The sequence below is a fragment of the Clostridium sp. AF15-41 genome, from assembly GCF_003604095.1.
Classification (GTDB): Bacteria; Bacillota; Clostridia; order Lachnospirales; family Lachnospiraceae; genus Coprococcus.
Map to the genome: position 1 here is coordinate 38249 of NZ_QTMQ01000015.1, position 17142 is coordinate 55390.

The window sequence follows — 17142 nt, forward strand, 5'->3', positions numbered from 1 at the left end:
GGCTGCTGCATTTTGCAGCAGGCTGTTTTGTGTTCTTAATAGGAGGTGGAATATGCATAACATTCCAAGAGATGAGGTGTTTGTGATCGGACATAAGAATCCGGATACGGATTCGATTTGTTCAGCAATCGCGTATGCAGATCTTAAGAATCAGTCAGAAAATAAATACATTCCCAAAAGAGCGGGTAATATCAATAAAGAAACAGAATTTGTATTAAATTATTTTGATGTGGAAGTGCCGGAGTTGATCAAAAACGTGGACACCCAGTTGAGTGATATTTCTTACCGGCTCGTTTCCGGTGTACCGGGTGATACAACAATGAAGAAGGCATTTGAGATCATGCAGAAGAATGATGCAACGACGTTGCCGGTTGTGGAGAACGGAAAGATTCGTGGAATATTAACTGTCGGAGATATTGCAGAAGCTTATATGTTGAATTCGGAAGACGATATTTTGTATAAAGCGAGAACCAGGTGCCGACATATCATGGAGACGATCGACGGTGAGATGGTCTGTGGAAATCCGCATAGTTATATTACGAAAGGAAAAGTTATCATAGGCGCGGCACATGTGGAGCTTATGGAGCATTTTGTAAAGCCGGACGACATTGTTATCTTAAGTGACCGGAAGGAATCTCAGCTAATGGCTATCGAAAAAGGAGCAGGTATGCTGATCCTTTGTCTGGTGGATAAGGTGGATGACGATGTTGTGAAGCTTGCGGCATTTAAGGGCTGTTCGATCATCACATCTCAGAATGATACTTATAAGGTGGCCAGACTGATCGGTCAGAGTATACCGGTAAGGTTCTTTATGGTTCGTGATAATATAATGACGTTTAACGAGGATGATTCGGTTGAAACGATAAAAAGTGTTATGTCGAAGACGAGAGTTCGTTATTTCCCTGTTGTAGATAAGAGTGGAAATTATCTGGGACTGGTTTCCAGACGTAACTATATCAATGCCAGAAAAAAACAGGTGATCCTGGTCGATCATAATGAACGTACACAGTCGGTTGATAATATCGACAAGGCAGAGATCCGGGAGATCATCGATCATCATAGAATTGCAAATGTAGAAACGCTTGCACCGGTTTATTTCAGAAATCAGCCGGTTGGCTGTACATCTACGATCATATATCAGATGTACAGAGAGCAGAACATTATACCGGATAAGAAGATTGCAGGATTGATGTGTGCGGCTATTTTATCAGATACGCTGCTGTTTAAATCACCGACCTGTACCTGTGAGGATAAGAATGCAGCATATGCACTGGCGCAACTTGCCGAGATTAATGTAAATGATTTCGCAATGGAGATGTTTGATGCCGGAAGTAATCTGAAGGGAAAGACAATCGATGAGATTCTGCATCAGGATTATAAGAAATTTGAGATCGACGGACGTACCTTTGCGATCGGACAGATCACATCGATCAATACCAGAGAGATTGAGCAGATACAGAAGAGTATGTATGAGTATCTGATCGATTATACAGAAAATGGATGTGATGTATTTTTGTTTGTAATGACAAGTATCTTAGACGATAGTTCCGGAATGTTGGCATTTGGAGATGAGGCAGAGGAGATCTGTTCCCGTGCATTCCAGACGGAATTTGTCGATCATTATGCATATCTGGAAGGCGTGGTTTCCAGAAAGAAGCAGATCGTTCCGGCACTTGTCCGAGCCGTACAGGAACTCGATCAGCCGGAATAGAACAAAGGCAGAAAGGCAGATGTACAATGAAGAAATATCAGGCAGTTATATTTGATTTGGATGGAACACTTTTAAATACATTAGAGGATCTGGCAGACAGTACAAATTACGCACTTTGTCAGATGGATTATCCGGAACGGACAATCGATGAGGTCCGCCGCTTTGTCGGGAATGGCGTAGAGAAGCTGATGGAGCGTGCAGTTCCGACGGGAACTTCAGAGGACGATACATTAAAAGCACTCGCGATATTCAAGGAACATTATTCAAAGAATATGTTGAATAAGACATGTCCTTACGAGGGAGTTGTTGATGTGCTTAAGGCGTTAAAAGAAAAAGAAATACCGGTAGGTATCGTATCGAACAAATTTGATGCTGCAGTGAAGGGACTGAGGGATCAGTTCTTTGGTGCATATATAAGTACAGCAATCGGAGAGTCTGCAAATGTAGCAAAGAAACCGGCACCGGACACTTGCATAGAAGCAATGAAGGAAATGCAGATTGGACGGGAAGGCACAGTCTATGTTGGAGATTCAGATGTGGATATCATGACCGCAAAGAACAGCGGACTGGAATGTATCTCTGTTACCTGGGGCTTTCGTGATGAAGAATTCCTGTTAGAACATGGTGCTACCCAGATCATCCATAAGCCGGAGAAGCTGCTCGAATTTTTTTAAACAGTAAAGCTGCTGTCTGATCGATATGGAAGTTGGATATGGAAGATATATAATATGGAGATGGACATGAACATGGCAGTTCAATGTATAAGGAATATGTAAGATGAATATATATACAGCAAATCAATATATAAAGGATACCTTCGGGGAGAAATTATACAAGCTGTCATTAAATGCCGGAACCACCTGCCCGAACCGGGATGGAACGGCAGGAATTGGTGGTTGTATCTTTTGCAGTAGCCTAGGATCGGGTGATTTCAGTCCAAAAGCGGATATGGACATAGATCGACAGATCGAACAGGCAAAACAGCTGGTTGCTTCGAAGTTCAAAGGTGAACATTATATTGCATATTTTCAGTCATTTACGAATACATATGGTGATATTGACCGTTTGCGGGATATTTATAGAAAGGCAGCGATGCGGTCAGACATTGCGGTTATTTCAATTGCAACCAGACCGGATTGCCTGGGAAATCAGGTGATCGATATGCTGCGTGATATACAGAGAATCAAGCCGGTGTGGGTAGAACTCGGACTTCAGACGATCCATGAGGAAACGGCAAAGCTTATTAATCGCGGATATCCGCTTTCGGTATATGACGAGGCAGTAAAAAAACTCCGTGATCTTGGTGTACATGTGATCGTACATATGATATTGGGACTTCCTGGAGAGACACAGAGAGATATGATCGAAACAGCAGAGTATATAGGAAAGAGCGGTGCACAGGGCATAAAGCTGCAACTACTTCATGTCCTTAAAGGAACCAACCTTGCTGAATTGTATCAGAATGGAGAATGTTCTGTTTTGTCGCTGGAAGATTATACAGAATGTGTTGTTTCGTGTCTGAAGGTACTGCCGCCGGATATGGTGATCCATCGCCTGACCGGAGACGGACCGAAGAAACTATTGATCGCACCGCTTTGGAGTGCAGATAAGAAAAAAGTAATGAATACGATAAATGCAGCAGTCAGGCAGCTATAAAACAGATCGGACTGCTGTTTTTTTAGTTGTTGTTTTTTCTGGATTCATTCTGATTACAGATATTTGCGGCATGAAGAAAACGGGTGACGGCATCCTTGTAATTTTTAGACAGACGATCATACTCTTTAAATACATGAAAAAAATCCCAGTCAAATATATTGTCAAAGGTAAATAACTGAAAAAGGTTCTCATTTTTAATGTTTTCCAGAGATGCAAGATCAATACAGATTAGAAATACAAGAAACTGAATATTGATATGATAGTAATTTGATGCATAAAAAATTGTTTTTATATCGGGTATAGAACTGCCACGTTCGTATTGGGAATAGGCAGATTGGGATATTTTTAATTCTTCGGCTGCTTCACGCATGGATAAGGTTTTGCTTTTTCGAAGGGATAACAGTGCACTGCCTATATTGGTTCGGATAACGGATGTCATATATTCTTTTTCTCCTTTTCGTTTTTCTCATTACAGTATAATTGTACATAGGTTTTTAGTAGCTCCAACTCCCATGTTGGGACTTCCTTCAACTGATTGATAAGATCAGTAATTGTTTCTTTGCGAACAGGAACAGCCTGATATGCAGATGGATCACTGACTGCTTCAATCAGATTGTAATTGTCCTGTTCTGCGTTTTTTAATGACATGGAATAGGCGAACAGGAAGTCGTGGTCGAGAATCTTCGATAATTTGGCTATATGTTCGATACCGGGAAGTATCCGCCCTGATTCATAATTAGCATATCCGGATCGCGAGATTGAGAGCTGCTCGGCGACCTCTGCCTGCGTCATTTGTTTTTTCTCACGGAAGTAACGTAGAAGCTTAGGTAATGGATAATTTTCATTTGGCATTTGTGTAAGTCTCCTTTCATTTCTTTGCAACATCATACACGATTTGCAGAAAAAAAGTGCCGAAATGTAATAAATGGTAGTGTTTCATGTAATAAGTTGCGTTTTTTCGATTGATACGATACAATTACAGAAGCTTTATTTATGAAAAAAACGGAGGTATAAAATGAGTCGTGCGGATGATATTTTTATAGAAATGTGTAGATCAATCATAGAAAACGGATATAGTACAGAGGGAGAAAAAGTCCGCCCTAAGTGGGAGGATGGAACAAGTGCTTACACGATCAAAAAGTTTGGCGTCGTAAACCGCTATGATCTGTCAAAGGAATTTCCGGCAATTACACTTCGAAAGACATATATTAAGTCTGCTATAGATGAGATACTGTGGATTTGGCAGAAAAAATCCAATAATGTACATGATCTGAAAAGTCATATCTGGGATAGCTGGGCAGATGAAGATGGTTCGATCGGAAAAGCTTACGGATATCAGATGGGTGTAAAACACCAGTACAAAGAAGGTATGTTTGACCAGGTGGATCGCTTGATTTATGATCTGAAACATAATCCATACAGTCGTCGTATGATGACAAATATGTATGTACACGAGGATCTTCATGAGATGAATCTGTATCCGTGTGCTTATGGGATGACATTTAATGTAACAGGAGATCGCCTGAATGCTATATTGAATCAGAGATCACAGGATGTACTTGCGGCAAATAATTGGAATGTTGTTCAGTATGCAGCACTGGTTTATATGATTGCACAGGTTACAGGGTTTAAACCGGGAGAACTGGTGCATGTAATTGCAGATGCACATATTTATGACAGACACATTCCGATCGTAAAAGAGCTGATATCCAGAGAAACCTATCCTGCACCAAAGTTTACCATGAATCCGGATATAAAAGATTTTTATCAGTTTACGTTGGATGATTTTACAATTGAAGATTATCAGACAGGACCACAAGTGAAGAATATTCCGATTGCAGTTTAAACAATATTTGTGGTTATTTGAGTAAAATTACTAAAAAAAGACATGATTTTAATATAAAATTCACAAAAAGTATTTGTCTATTCCGATATATTGTGATACAATTTTCATATATTTTTGGAGGTGCGTTACACATGGCAAATATTATGATTACATCAGGCACAAGTTTTGAAGGATATGAGATAACAGAATATGGTCCTTATAAATTTGTACAGACAATTTTAAGCTCTAATTTTTTAAAGGAGATCGGTGCATCTATTGCTGACATTGCAACAGACAGAAGCAGCATGTACCATGACAAGCTGGATGGAACAATGAAGGAAACCATCAAGTCATTTGAGGAAGTTGTCGGAAAGACAAATTACAATGCGGTCGTAGGCTTTAAAACAAATATAGTTGATTATTCATCTAATATTTCAGCGGTTATTGTTAGCGGTACACTTGTTTCGGTGAAAAAAGAGTACAAATCCGAATTTGATAAGAGCGATTTTGTAAGAAAAGAATTATATGTAAATAATTATTACGACAAGCTTGTACCGAGAGCCGTAAAAGTTATCCTTGCATCTGAAGGAAACGGAACCAAGATTTCGGCATGGTATAATAATTACAATATGGATGATGTCAAAGCAATCAAAGCAGACATTCAGTTTGTAAATATTTACGGTGATGAAATCACATTAACAGGTGTGGATTTTGTATTTGATAAAACAAATGTATCATTATTAAAATCTGATTATATAGAATGTAAACTTCCTGAAAAATACATAAAGATTATTACAAGTTGTAAAGTATATATTCAGAAATATGTAACTGCAAGAGGTGTATATTCATGCGGAGATGATCCGATCGATGTTGAAATGAGTGCATTGAAGTATAAAGCACTTAAAGTTAAAAAAGGTCTTGATGCTGTATGTAATTATAAGTCGGATGGACTTGTATGGACCTGTAACTGCGGACATGTAAATGAAGGTGGCGCAGAGGAATGCGTGATCTGTGGCAGAAAACAGGATGAGATGAAGAACAGCATAACATTTAATTATGAGCCGATGTTGGAAGAAATGAAACAGAAAGAATATGTTATGGAGATCAAGGATGTCCTTATGAAGTATATTAAGGATATTGATTCAGGACTTCGTATGCAGTTATTGGAGATTATGGAATCCGGTATTCAGTATGAAAAAACACGCGGAGATATGAAGGAAACTGTAATTGAGAAGGTTGAGAATCTGTTCCTTGGATTGTAAAAATGCAACAATATATGTTACAGATCATTGAGCATCTGGGGGAAAAAGGATATAAAAAATTAAATCCTGACAGTAATAATGTATATGGCAGAGCGGAAGGCGATGCCATATACGTTATTGTGCTTGGAAATAGCAGAAATTTGAAAGCGGATAATCTTATAAAGTTTAATTCACAGATTAGAAATGATCTGGAAGAAACAGGAAAAAGAGTTATGATTTTGAACCTGCTACTTACCAAGGACGGAATATTTGATGACGACTTAAGTACGATCATTAAGAAGATGGACAATGTCTGGCTGTTCAGTGAGGATTATGGTAAATTATATATTTTTGAGAATCAACCGGCAGATTTTGACGGGTTACAGAGGATTCTTGAAAAAGAGATTTATGCGGAAAAAGACCACTGGCGTATCCGGTTAAAGAAAATATTTGGAGTGGTAACACCGATTCTGGTATTGCTCAATATTTTGGTATTCATAGTATATGTATATACCAGGGATGCTTACGGATATTCTTTTCTTGAAGAAATTCTGACAGATAATCTTCGGTATGTTCTTGTTGAAAAGCAGTATTACAGACTGCTAACCTCTATGTTTTTCCATTTTTCTCTGACACATCTTTTAAGCAATATGGTTGTATTGATTGCTCTTGGAGCAAGGGTAGAATATCTGCTGGGGAAAGTGAAGTATATATGCGTATATTTGTTCTGCGGCATTGTAGCATCTGTTTGTTCGATAGTCAGTTGTTATATGGGAAACTTTTACGAATATGCAGGAGGTGCATCGGGTGCAATCTGCGGCTTGATGGGTATATTGATTGTTTTTGCCTTTTTTGGTAAAGGAAAGATATCAGATATTTCATTAAAGGATCTTATTTTTTTATCCGTGATCACAATATTGAATGGATATGTTTCGGAAGGCATAGATAATGCAGCGCATATAGGCGGATTGATAGCTGGATTATTTACAGGATTGCTTTGTGCATATATATGCTCGAAGAAGCAAAACTCAGGTACATGACAGTTGTAAAAGATGGCCTGATGTGATAAAATTAGCTGATGAAAATTAGTTTAGGAGTATGATTGGATGGGTACTGGAATTAGCATGTCAAGTGTCAACAAAATAAAAGAACTTGCGGCAAGCGGGGATTATAGTCTTGCATTGGATATACTTGAACATCAGGATTTGACCAGATCGCTTTCACCTCAGTTTATCAAGATTTGTGGTGAAGTTTACTATGAAAACGGACGTTATTCGGAAGCCAGAGCTGCTCTTGTAAAAGCCCACTCCATGGCGCCTGTTGGAAATAAGATTATATATTCACTGATTAAAGTGTATTTATCTGAGGGGTTTTACACACTTGTAGACACATATTATGACATCTATAAATTTAATCAAGATGAAAAAGATGCAGGTACATATCGTATAGAATACATGATTGCAAAAGCAAAACGAAAATCGTTCAAAGAGCTGTATGGAATTCTTATTTCAGCAAATGAAGCCGAAACGGATGCAGCTTGGGATTTTGAGATGTTGTTATTGTATGCTGCAATGGGAAATATGGAGAAACTTCAGTCGGAGGCTGAAATTTTCTGCGCGACCTATAAAGGTTCCCCATATATTGAGAATGTGAACCGGCTTAGAGATAAATCATATGATGTAGAGAAAACTATATATTGTTATCCTGCATCAGAACAGGAGGATGATTCAAAAGAACAGGAAGAGATCAGAACATTTGAACAAAAGGTTTTGGAAGCTGATCACCTTCGTATGTTCCCGAAAGACCCTAAGATTACTTTGATGGTCGATGATCGTGAACCCATACCAAATTCTGTGAAGTTCAAACAGATGTTGCTTAAATCTAAAGAAAAGAAAGAATTAAAGAAACAGCAGAAGAAAGAACAACAGGAAAATGAGCAGTCAGAGGAAAAAAAGGATAAAGGAAAGAGATTTCATATAGGACGACTGTCAAAGAAAGAAGAGGCTGCGATTGAAGAGGTAATTGCTGAAACAGAGAAGCTGCAACCGGACAAAGACAAATTACTGGATGAAGTAATGGCGGTAGAAGAGAATATAGATTCGACTCAGAGTGAAGATATAATGAAAGAGCCGGAAGAGCCGGAGACCGCTTCGATTGTTAGCGAAGAAAAGAATCTGGATCAGATATCAGAAGAATCATTCGATGAAAGTCTGGATGATTTTGATACTTCGGATATTACAGATGATTTCGATACAGTATTGATGGTTGACCCGGATGCGCTTGAACAAAGCGAGCCGGAGATCGAGACAACTGTCGAGGAAGAGACTGCGGAACCTGAGACTGAGACAACTGTTGAGGAAGAGACTGCGGAACCTGAGACTGAGACAATTGTCGAGGAAGAGACTGCGGAACCTGAGACTGAGAAAATTGTCGAGGAAGAGACTGCGGAACCTGAGACTGAGACAACTGTTGAGGAAGAGACTGCGGAACCTGAGACTGAAGAAATTGTTGAGAAAGAGGCTGCAGAATCGGATACTGAAACAGTTATTGAAAAAGAAAATACAGAACCTGAGTCTGAAGAAAATACAGAGTCGGAGATTGTTGTTGAAGAAGCTGAGTATGCAGAACCTGCAGAGCCGCATGAAAATGCAGAGGTGGCAGAGGCTGCCGATCAGCTGTCCGGAGAAGACGAGACGGTTCTCATGGAAGAACCTCAGATAAGTGAAAATGAAGAGCTTTCGGAAGATGTTTCTGAATCTGAAGGAAAGAAAGATCATAAATTTGATATTGATGTTGCAATCCAGTCACTGGATGAATATAAATTTGATACAGATGATTGGGAAGATGATTCATTTGAACAGGCATATGAGGATGACGATATTGTAGAGATCTCGGAAGTGCCGGAAGATCTGATGCCAGATGAAAGTGATGAAGATATCATTCAGTCTGAGACAGAAGAAATCGAGCAGGAAGAAGATGTGGAAGCTGAAATCATTGACGAAGCGGAAGTTAATGTTGATGTCGAAGCAGAAGAATCGGAACAGGCGGAGCCGGAGACGACAGAATCTGAACAGTCGGAAACAGATGCTTATATACCGGAAGAAACTGTCGACGTCACAACAGAAGCGTTTGATGAGTCGGTACCTGATGAACTCGATGAATCAGCTTCAGAAGTAATATCAGAACAGGATTATGATATAGATAATGATGCTTCTGAAACGGAGATTTCCGAAGCAAAGATTTTTGAAACCGACGATTTTGAAATAAATGATCCTGCATCAAAAAATCCTGAAACAGAGGTTTTTGAAATAAAAGATTCAGAATCAGAAATCTTAGAACCGGTGGTTGAGAATTCTGCAAATGTAAATGGCAGAAAAATAGATTTTCCTACATTCAGATCAAGTCTTTTCCCTGATTATAACAGTGATAAACCACCTGTTGTAGAACATGTAAAGCATGAAGACATACAGGAAGAATACGATCAGAAGATGGCTGAAAATCTGAAAAAAGAGGAAGCTTTGATCAGTGAGACGGATGAGCTACTTGCAAGACTCGGAATCGAGCTTGGAACTAAATATGCATCAAACACTGATTATTTCAATATGCATCAGGACAGTTTTGTGTTAAATCCTTCAAGCGAGGATGAAACCGATGAATCGGAAAACATAAAGGAAAATGATAGTGCTTCAGAGTCCGAGGCTGTAAAGAAATCTGAATCAAAACATTCCGATGAAAAAAAATATAAGCTTAAGAAAAAATGACAAATAATTAGATTAATATAAATATTATTTTTTTATTTGATAATGTGGAAGGAGGCGTACAAATTGGCTATAGATCAAACAGAAGCTATGATTGCTGCGATTAAAGCACAGCTTGAAAAAGAAAGGGCTGCTGAAGCTGCAAAGCAGAAAAGACTTGAAGAAGAACAGGCTTTGAAGAATAAGAGCAGCAATAAAAAGAAAACTTCAGATAGTGGAAGCAAGAGCCAATACAAGACTTTGTCTGCTGAAGAACTTGCGCGTATTGAGGAGAAGAAGCGTCGTAAGAGAGAAGAAGCATTAGGTATTGTTCATGAGGATGAGCCTGAAGAGACAGAGAACAAAGAAGCTGAAGCTGAAAAGCCGGATACAAATAATATAGAGGCAGAGAGTGAAGCTAAAACAGAGAAAAAGAATGAAAAGCAGGAAATGCCAAAGATCAGTCTTAACCTCGGTGGTATTGCCGATGAGGGACTTGGTGGTGGCCTCGGCGGACTTGGTGGTGGCCTTGGAGAAGGCTATGGCGGTCTCGGCGGACTTGGCGGTGGCCTTGGAGAAGGAGCCGGCGGACTTGGTGGACTTGGTAGTGCACCTTCAGGAGAAGGCCTTTCAGGAAAACCGGGTGCGACAGGAGGCGGTCTTGGTTCGACTTTGAATATGAATGCTTCCCTTGAACCGAATAAGATAAAAGGTAAAGATAAGACAACGTTATCTGATGAAGCAGAACGATTTGACGAAGATGATATGACATCTGTTGTTTCAGATGATGCTGAATGGACACCGGGCAAGAATGTTAAGGTGAAAGAGGTTAAGACTAAAAAAGGAAATGACAAAAATGGTGATCTTTTCAGTATTTTACCTGACAGAAACAACGATGACGCGGATGTTTCATCTATGTATGATATAGATGATGACGATGAAGATGAAGACTTCCTTGGAGCCGGTATTGAGAACCTCTCCAATATTGATGAAACCAGCGAAGAAGAAGCTGCACGTATAAAGGCAGAAGAAGAAGCTAAGAAGAAGGCAGAGGAAGAAGCTAAGAAAAAAGCTGAAGAAGAAGCTAAGAAAAAAGCTGAAGAAGAAGCTAAACGTAAAGCAGCAGAGGAAGAGTCCAAAAAGAAAGCAGAAGAGGCACGTAAGAAGGCTGCGGCTGAAAAGGCAAAGGTTGAAGCCGAGACCAAGAAAAAACAGGCTATCGAACTTGCTGAACGTAAGGCTCAGGATGCAAAGTATGTCGTTGAAACAGCCAAGAAGACGATTGCAGATTCTGAAAAAGAAGAAAAAGAACTGAAATCACAGCTTGAAGAATGTGCAAAGAAAAAAGCCGCTTATGAAGATAAGCTGAAGGCAGAATTCGATGCAAAGAAGAAGGCTGATGAGAAACTCTTAGCAAAAGAAAATGCAGAGCTTGAAACAAAAGTAAAAGCTATCAATAAAGAGATAGAAGATACTAATAAGAAAGCAAAGGATGATTCGGATAAGGTATTAAAGGAGAGCAATCCTGAGACTATCAAGATGAAAATCATCAATGATGCACAGGCTGCAGCTGATGAAGTGATCAAAAAGCTTGCAGATGCTAAGAAAGCAAATATTGAAAAACATGAAGCTGAGTATACAAAGGCTTGCAAGGATGCAGAAACGGCTTCCGTAAAATTAGAGGAAGATAAGAAGAAAGCAATTGATGCTGCCAAGAAAAAGAAAGAGACACAGAATGACAAAGCTAAGAAGCTGATGGACGATGCAGAAAAGAATAAGCAGCGTGCAGGTGTTATCTTCACAGATTCCAAGAAGGCGGAGGAAGAAGCAGCTCTTAACCTTAAGAATACAACAGATATGGAGTCGGAGTCATTAAAGACATTAGCCGGACTTGAAAGCAAGCTTGCTGAGAGTGAAGGCAAACTTAAGACTGCGACGAATAACAATGATTCAGCAACAAAGGCTATTGATTCAGCAAAGAAATCATTAAAAGAAGCAGAAGCAAAAGAAGCTGAAGCGTTGAAGAAACTGGAAGAAGCCAGAACTGCAAAAGCAGCGGCAGAGTCCAGAATTTCAAAGGGTGAAGCTGATAAGAAGAAATTCCAGTCTGAAATTGATTTACTCAATAAAGAAAAGAAGACAACAAGCGATGATATTGTTGCGACAAAGAAAGATGTAGAATCCTTTAAGTCAGCAAAGACTGAAGCACAGCAGGCACTTGATGCAGCAAAGAAATCCGTAGTAGAGGCAGAAGATCTTCTTTCCAAGGCAGAAAATGCAGAGGAAGAAGCAGAAGAAATTCTGGAGAAGGCTAAGATTGAAGAAGAAGTAGAGATCCGGAATGCTGAAAAGGTTGCTTCAGATGGAAGAGAGAAACTGGATAAGGATAAGAAGTCCAGAGAGGATGCACGCGAGAAGTTCCTTGCAGATGAAGAAGAAAAATATGCGGCAGGAGAGGCTGCAGAACTTGAGAAAGTTCAGTCCACTGCAATGACTGCAGAGAGGGAAGCTGTTGATGCCCAGAAGGAAGCAGAGAAAACAGCACAGAAGTTGCTTGATGATGCCAAGAAGAAAGAAGAAGAACTAAAACAGAAGATTGCCGGTTTGAAAACTGAACAGGAAGAACGTGTCGTTGCCAGAAAAGCTGCAAATGAAGAGGCAGTTAAGAAAGCAGAAGATAAAAAGAAGCATGATCTTGATTCTCTTCTGAAAGAAGAAATCAGTACAAAGAAGCAATTGGAAGAAGTAAGTGGCAGAGCTGCCGCTGCTGCAAAGGTTCTTGAAAAAGCTGTTAAGAAGGAAGAAGAAGCAAGAAAACAGGTTGAACTTTTAAAAGCAGGAAAGGTAGAAGAAGCATCTAAGATAGATGTATCCTTAGAAGCAACGGATGAAGCCGCTGTAGAAGCTGAACAGAGTGAGATTAATCAGGAAATGAAGAAAGCCCTGCCATCGGAAGCAAAGTATCTGTATAAGTATCTTTGTGTAAATCCTGCGGGCGCACAGATTGTGAATGTTCTTCAGACAATGAAAGTGGATCCGAAACGCTCAAAGAATCTCGTTATTCTCGGTCTGCATGGATTTGGTTCATCAAAGGTTGGAGAAGATTTTGCTGAGTGTTATTATGATCTTGGTTTCTGTACATCACCTGCAAAGGCAAAGGTTAGAGCAAAAGTAATCAATAGCGGTAAGCTTGCCGGTGCGGTTACAAAATTGAAAGGCGGATGCCTGATCGTTGAGAGCGCAGGACTTATAACACCTGAGCGTTTCAAAGAGATGGTTGATCTTTGTTCTTCGGAGAAGAATGATGTTAAGATAATTCTTACCGGTGAAAAGGTTGCACTTAGCAAGATGCTTGCAGATAATATGACACAGGCAAGAAGCTTTAACAATCGTGTTTATTTTGATCAGATTAAAGAAGAGAATATGATTGTAATTGCCAAAGAATATATCATTGAAAAAGGGTATAAATATGAAGATGGTATTGAGGGTAATATCAAGAATTTACTTCTTGCGATGGAGACTGGTAATATTGACAGGTTGTTAACTGCTGTAGACGAAGCGATGGAACGAGCAGATGCAAGAAATCCTGAAGCAAAGAAAGTTATGAAGACAGATATAAAGTAATGAAAAGTGAATATCGTAGGATAACATTTTCCAGTTTATATTTTGGTTGAAAAAAATGGTGCCAATGTTTATAATATTTATTATTGTAAACTTGGCACTTTTTTTACGCAGATCGGTTATCAAAGTCTGTATTTGTGTGAGATTTTTACAATCGGTACGATAACGTAAGAAACGAGTAGAAAGTTGTTTCTTATGGTTGTCAAACTTAAAGGAGATATAAGATAGTATGGATATAGGAATAGATTTGGGGACATCGAATGTATTGGTATATGTAAAAGGTCGTGGGGTTGTCATCAACCAACCGTCTGTTGTTGCATATGAGAAAAGTTCGAAACGCATTATTGCGATTGGAAATAAAGCAAAAAAGATGATCGGAAAGACACCGGAATCAATCGAAGTTGTAAGACCGCTCGTAAAAGGAGTAGTTTCAGATTATATTGTTACAGAGCGAATGTTAAAGGCATTTATCCGCAGTGCTATGGAGAAACGAACCGGGGTTGGCAGACCGAAAATATGTGTCTGTGTTCCCAGCGGAGTCACAGAAGTGGAGCGGAGAGCTGTAGAAGAGGCTGTTTACAGAACAGGAGCTAAGAGTGTTTATGTTATGGAAGAACCCCTTGCGGCTGCAATCGGTGCAGCAGTTGATATAGAGGAAGCCAAAGGAAATATGGTCATTGATATCGGAGGAGGAACAACAGATATTGCAGTTATATCACTTGGAGGAGCTGTAGAGAGCCGTTCGATTAAAGCAGCGGGGGATGATTATAATGCATCGATGATCCGATATATCAGAAGAAAATATAATCTTCTGATCGGAGAACAAACTGCGGAGAAAGCAAAGATAGCGGTAGGATCGGTCTATGAGAGACCGGAGGACATCACCTATGTTGTAAAGGGAAGAGATCTGATCAAGGGACTTCCAAAGGCGATCACGATCACGGCAAATGAGACAATAGAAGCATTTGCAGATACAACTTCTCATATTTTGACGGCGATTCATGGTGTACTTGAGACGGCTCCGCCGGAGCTGGTTGCGGATATATCGGTAAATGGGATTGTTCTGACCGGTGGTGGCAGCCTGATGTATGGAATGGATAAGCTGATCAAGGAAAAAACGGGAATTGATACGTATGTTTCGGATAAAGCGTTAGAAGCAGTTGCACTTGGTGCCGGTATGTCGGTCGATATTGCAGCAAGAAAAGAAGATGCATAGAAAGCAGAGAAAAGAAAATGACAAATACACATAATTTTCTGCCAGTGAATAAAAAAGATATGATAGAAAGAGGTTGGGAACAGCCGGACTTCGTGTTTATTACCGGAGACGCTTATGTGGACCATCCTTCTTTTGGTCCGGCAATTATCAGCAGAGTTTTGGAAGCACATGGATATAAGATCTGTATGATTCCACAGCCGGATTGGAAAGATGATAAGAGTATAGATGTATTCGGCAGACCAAGACTTGGTTTTCTGGTTTCCGGCGGCAATATGGATTCTATGGTCAATCATTATACTGTTTCAAAAAAACACAGAAGTATGGATTCCTATTCTCCCGGTGGAAAGATGGGGCTGAGACCGGATTATGCAACAGTGGTATATTGCAATCTGATCCGTAGAACGTATAAGGATGTCCCGATCATTATTGGTGGGATTGAAGCAAGTCTCAGAAGACTTGCACACTATGATTACTGGTCGAATAAATTAAAGCATTCAATTCTGATCGATTCACAGGCAGATCTGATTTCCTATGGCATGGGTGAACACAGCATGGTCGAGATTGCAGATGCGTTAGACAGCGGAATAGATGTCAGGGATATCACATTTATCAGAGGAACAGTCTACAAGACAAAAGATCTGTCCGGTGTAGAAGCTCCGGTGATCCTGCCTGATTATGCAGCACTTCAGGAAGACCGTTTAAAATATGCAGAAAGCTTTTATACACAATATATCAATACAGATCCATATTCCGGAAAAGTGCTGGTGGAAGGATATGGCAACCGGGGATATGTTGTTCAGAATCCTGCGGCATATCCGCTCACGCAGATGGAGATGGATGACGTATATGGGTATGATTATATGAACACCTATCATCCGATGTATGAAAAGGATGGGGGAATCCCGGCTATAGCAGAGGTGAAGTTCAGTCTGGCAAGCAACCGTGGATGCTTTGGCGGATGCAGCTTCTGTGCACTAACTTTTCATCAGGGAAGGATCGTTCAGACCAGAAGTCATGAGTCGATCATTGAAGAAGCAAAGCGCATGACGAAAGATCCGGAGTTTAAAGGATATATCCATGATGTTGGAGGACCTACGGCGAATTTCAGACATCCGGCATGTGACAAACAGATGAAATACGGCGTATGCCAGAATAAACAGTGCCTGTTTCCCAAACCATGTCAGAACCTGAATGCCAGTCATAAAGATTATGTTGAGCTGCTTCGTAAATTAAGACGGATACCGGGGGTGAAGAAGGTATTTGTAAGATCCGGTATTCGATTTGACTATCTGCTTGCGGATCACGATGACACCTTCTTACGGGAGCTTTGCCGGTATCATATCAGCGGACAATTAAGGGTTGCGCCGGAGCATATTTCAGATAATGTCTTAAAGTACATGGGTAAGCCATCGAATCAGGTATATGAGACATTTATAAAAAAATATGAGAAGATCAACGAGCAGTATGGATTGAAACAATATGCAGTACCATATCTTATGTCCTCACATCCGGGATCTACGTTAAAAGATGCAGTAGCGTTGGCAGAATATATCCGTGATATCGGATATATGCCGGAGCAGGTACAGGACTTTTATCCGACACCATCAACGATCTCGACCTGTATGTATTACACAGGAGTAGATCCGCGTACGATGGAACCGGTATATGTTGCGAGAGACCCACATGAGAAAGCAATGCAGCGTGCCCTGATCCAGTACAGAAGACCGGAAAATTATGATCTGGTAAAGGAAGCCCTGATAAAGGCAGGACGGAAAGATCTGATCGGATTCGAAAAACATTGTCTGATCACTCCGAGAAAGATGGATAGGAATACTTCGGGATATAAAGATGTCCATAAAAAGAATCCGTCAGGACAGGCAACACGGAATCAGAATAACAAGAACAGTAATCATAGAAAACAGGATAAATCCGGTAAAAATTCAGGAAGTTATAAATCCGGGCAGGATAACAGAAACAGCAAAACCGGGAAACCTGCAGGACAAAATGATAAAAAATATCAAAAACAGAAAACAGGAAAGAAAAAACACTGATATTTTATATAAAATTAAGAAAATAACCAGAAATGAAAAAATAATGATTTCTAATGCGTGCATTTCATTTTTGGTTGCGTGGTA

At 39.9% G+C, this 17142-nt stretch carries 12 protein-coding genes; 10 read left to right on the forward strand and 2 right to left on the reverse strand.

Annotated elements, in window-relative coordinates; all coding sequences use genetic code 11:
- The first annotated feature begins 52 nt into the window (after positions 1–52).
- From DWW43_RS10340 to DWW43_RS10350, 3 genes are all read left to right on the forward strand, one after another.
- Positions 53–1711 carry a putative manganese-dependent inorganic diphosphatase gene (locus DWW43_RS10340; protein WP_119963515.1) on the forward strand — a complete coding sequence of 553 codons (1659 nt, stop codon included), beginning with the start codon at positions 53–55 and terminating at the stop codon, positions 1709–1711.
- A gap of 26 nt (positions 1712–1737) precedes the next feature.
- On the forward strand, positions 1738–2385 hold the full coding sequence (locus tag DWW43_RS10345) for an HAD-IIIA family hydrolase (protein WP_119963516.1): 648 nt from the start codon (positions 1738–1740) through the stop codon (positions 2383–2385).
- Between the two features lie 103 nt (positions 2386–2488).
- Positions 2489–3367: a TIGR01212 family radical SAM protein gene (locus DWW43_RS10350; RefSeq protein WP_119963517.1), complete on the forward strand. Its 879-nt coding sequence runs from the start codon at positions 2489–2491 to the stop codon at positions 3365–3367.
- A 22-nt stretch (positions 3368–3389) separates the two neighbouring features.
- Here DWW43_RS10350 and DWW43_RS10355 read toward each other — a convergent pair whose 3' ends face one another.
- Together DWW43_RS10355 and DWW43_RS10360 are read right to left on the reverse strand one after the other, a co-directional pair.
- On the reverse strand, positions 3390–3806 hold the full coding sequence (locus tag DWW43_RS10355; protein ID WP_008400699.1) for a helix-turn-helix transcriptional regulator: 417 nt from the start codon (positions 3804–3806) through the stop codon (positions 3390–3392).
- Complete coding sequence (locus DWW43_RS10360; RefSeq protein WP_044944927.1) at positions 3803–4219, reverse strand: helix-turn-helix transcriptional regulator; 417 nt, start codon at positions 4217–4219, stop codon at positions 3803–3805. The genes DWW43_RS10355 and DWW43_RS10360 overlap by 4 nt, the downstream gene beginning before the upstream one ends.
- Positions 4220–4382: 163 nt before the next feature.
- Here DWW43_RS10360 and thyA point away from each other — a divergent pair, with 163 nt between their 5' ends.
- The 7 genes from thyA (at position 4383) to DWW43_RS10395 (ending at position 17058) form a co-directional block, all read left to right on the forward strand.
- Positions 4383–5213: a thymidylate synthase gene (gene thyA, locus DWW43_RS10365; RefSeq protein WP_119963518.1), complete on the forward strand. Its 831-nt coding sequence runs from the start codon at positions 4383–4385 to the stop codon at positions 5211–5213.
- Positions 5214–5344: 131 nt separating this feature from the next.
- Positions 5345–6454, forward strand: coding sequence for a heavy metal-binding domain-containing protein (locus DWW43_RS10370; protein WP_119963519.1), 1110 nt, complete (start codon positions 5345–5347; stop codon positions 6452–6454).
- Between the two features lie 2 nt (positions 6455–6456).
- On the forward strand, positions 6457–7473 hold the full coding sequence (locus DWW43_RS10375; RefSeq protein ID WP_119963520.1) for a rhomboid family intramembrane serine protease: 1017 nt from the start codon (positions 6457–6459) through the stop codon (positions 7471–7473).
- A gap of 66 nt (positions 7474–7539) precedes the next feature.
- Positions 7540–10194 carry a hypothetical protein gene (locus DWW43_RS10380; RefSeq protein ID WP_119963521.1) on the forward strand — a complete coding sequence of 885 codons (2655 nt, stop codon included), beginning with the start codon at positions 7540–7542 and terminating at the stop codon, positions 10192–10194.
- A 63-nt stretch (positions 10195–10257) separates the two neighbouring features.
- The gene (locus DWW43_RS10385; RefSeq protein WP_119963522.1) at positions 10258–13794 is read left to right on the forward strand and encodes a hypothetical protein; all 3537 of its coding nucleotides are present in this window, start codon (positions 10258–10260) and stop codon (positions 13792–13794) included.
- 226 nt (positions 13795–14020) lie between these two features.
- A complete protein-coding gene (locus DWW43_RS10390; RefSeq protein WP_008400707.1) occupies positions 14021–15007 on the forward strand; it encodes a rod shape-determining protein in 987 nt (328 codons plus the stop codon).
- Positions 15008–15024: 17 nt separating this feature from the next.
- Entirely contained in the window at positions 15025–17058 is a 2034-nt protein-coding gene (locus DWW43_RS10395; protein WP_119963523.1) for a YgiQ family radical SAM protein, read from the forward strand.
- Positions 17059–17142: the final 84 nt, after the last annotated feature.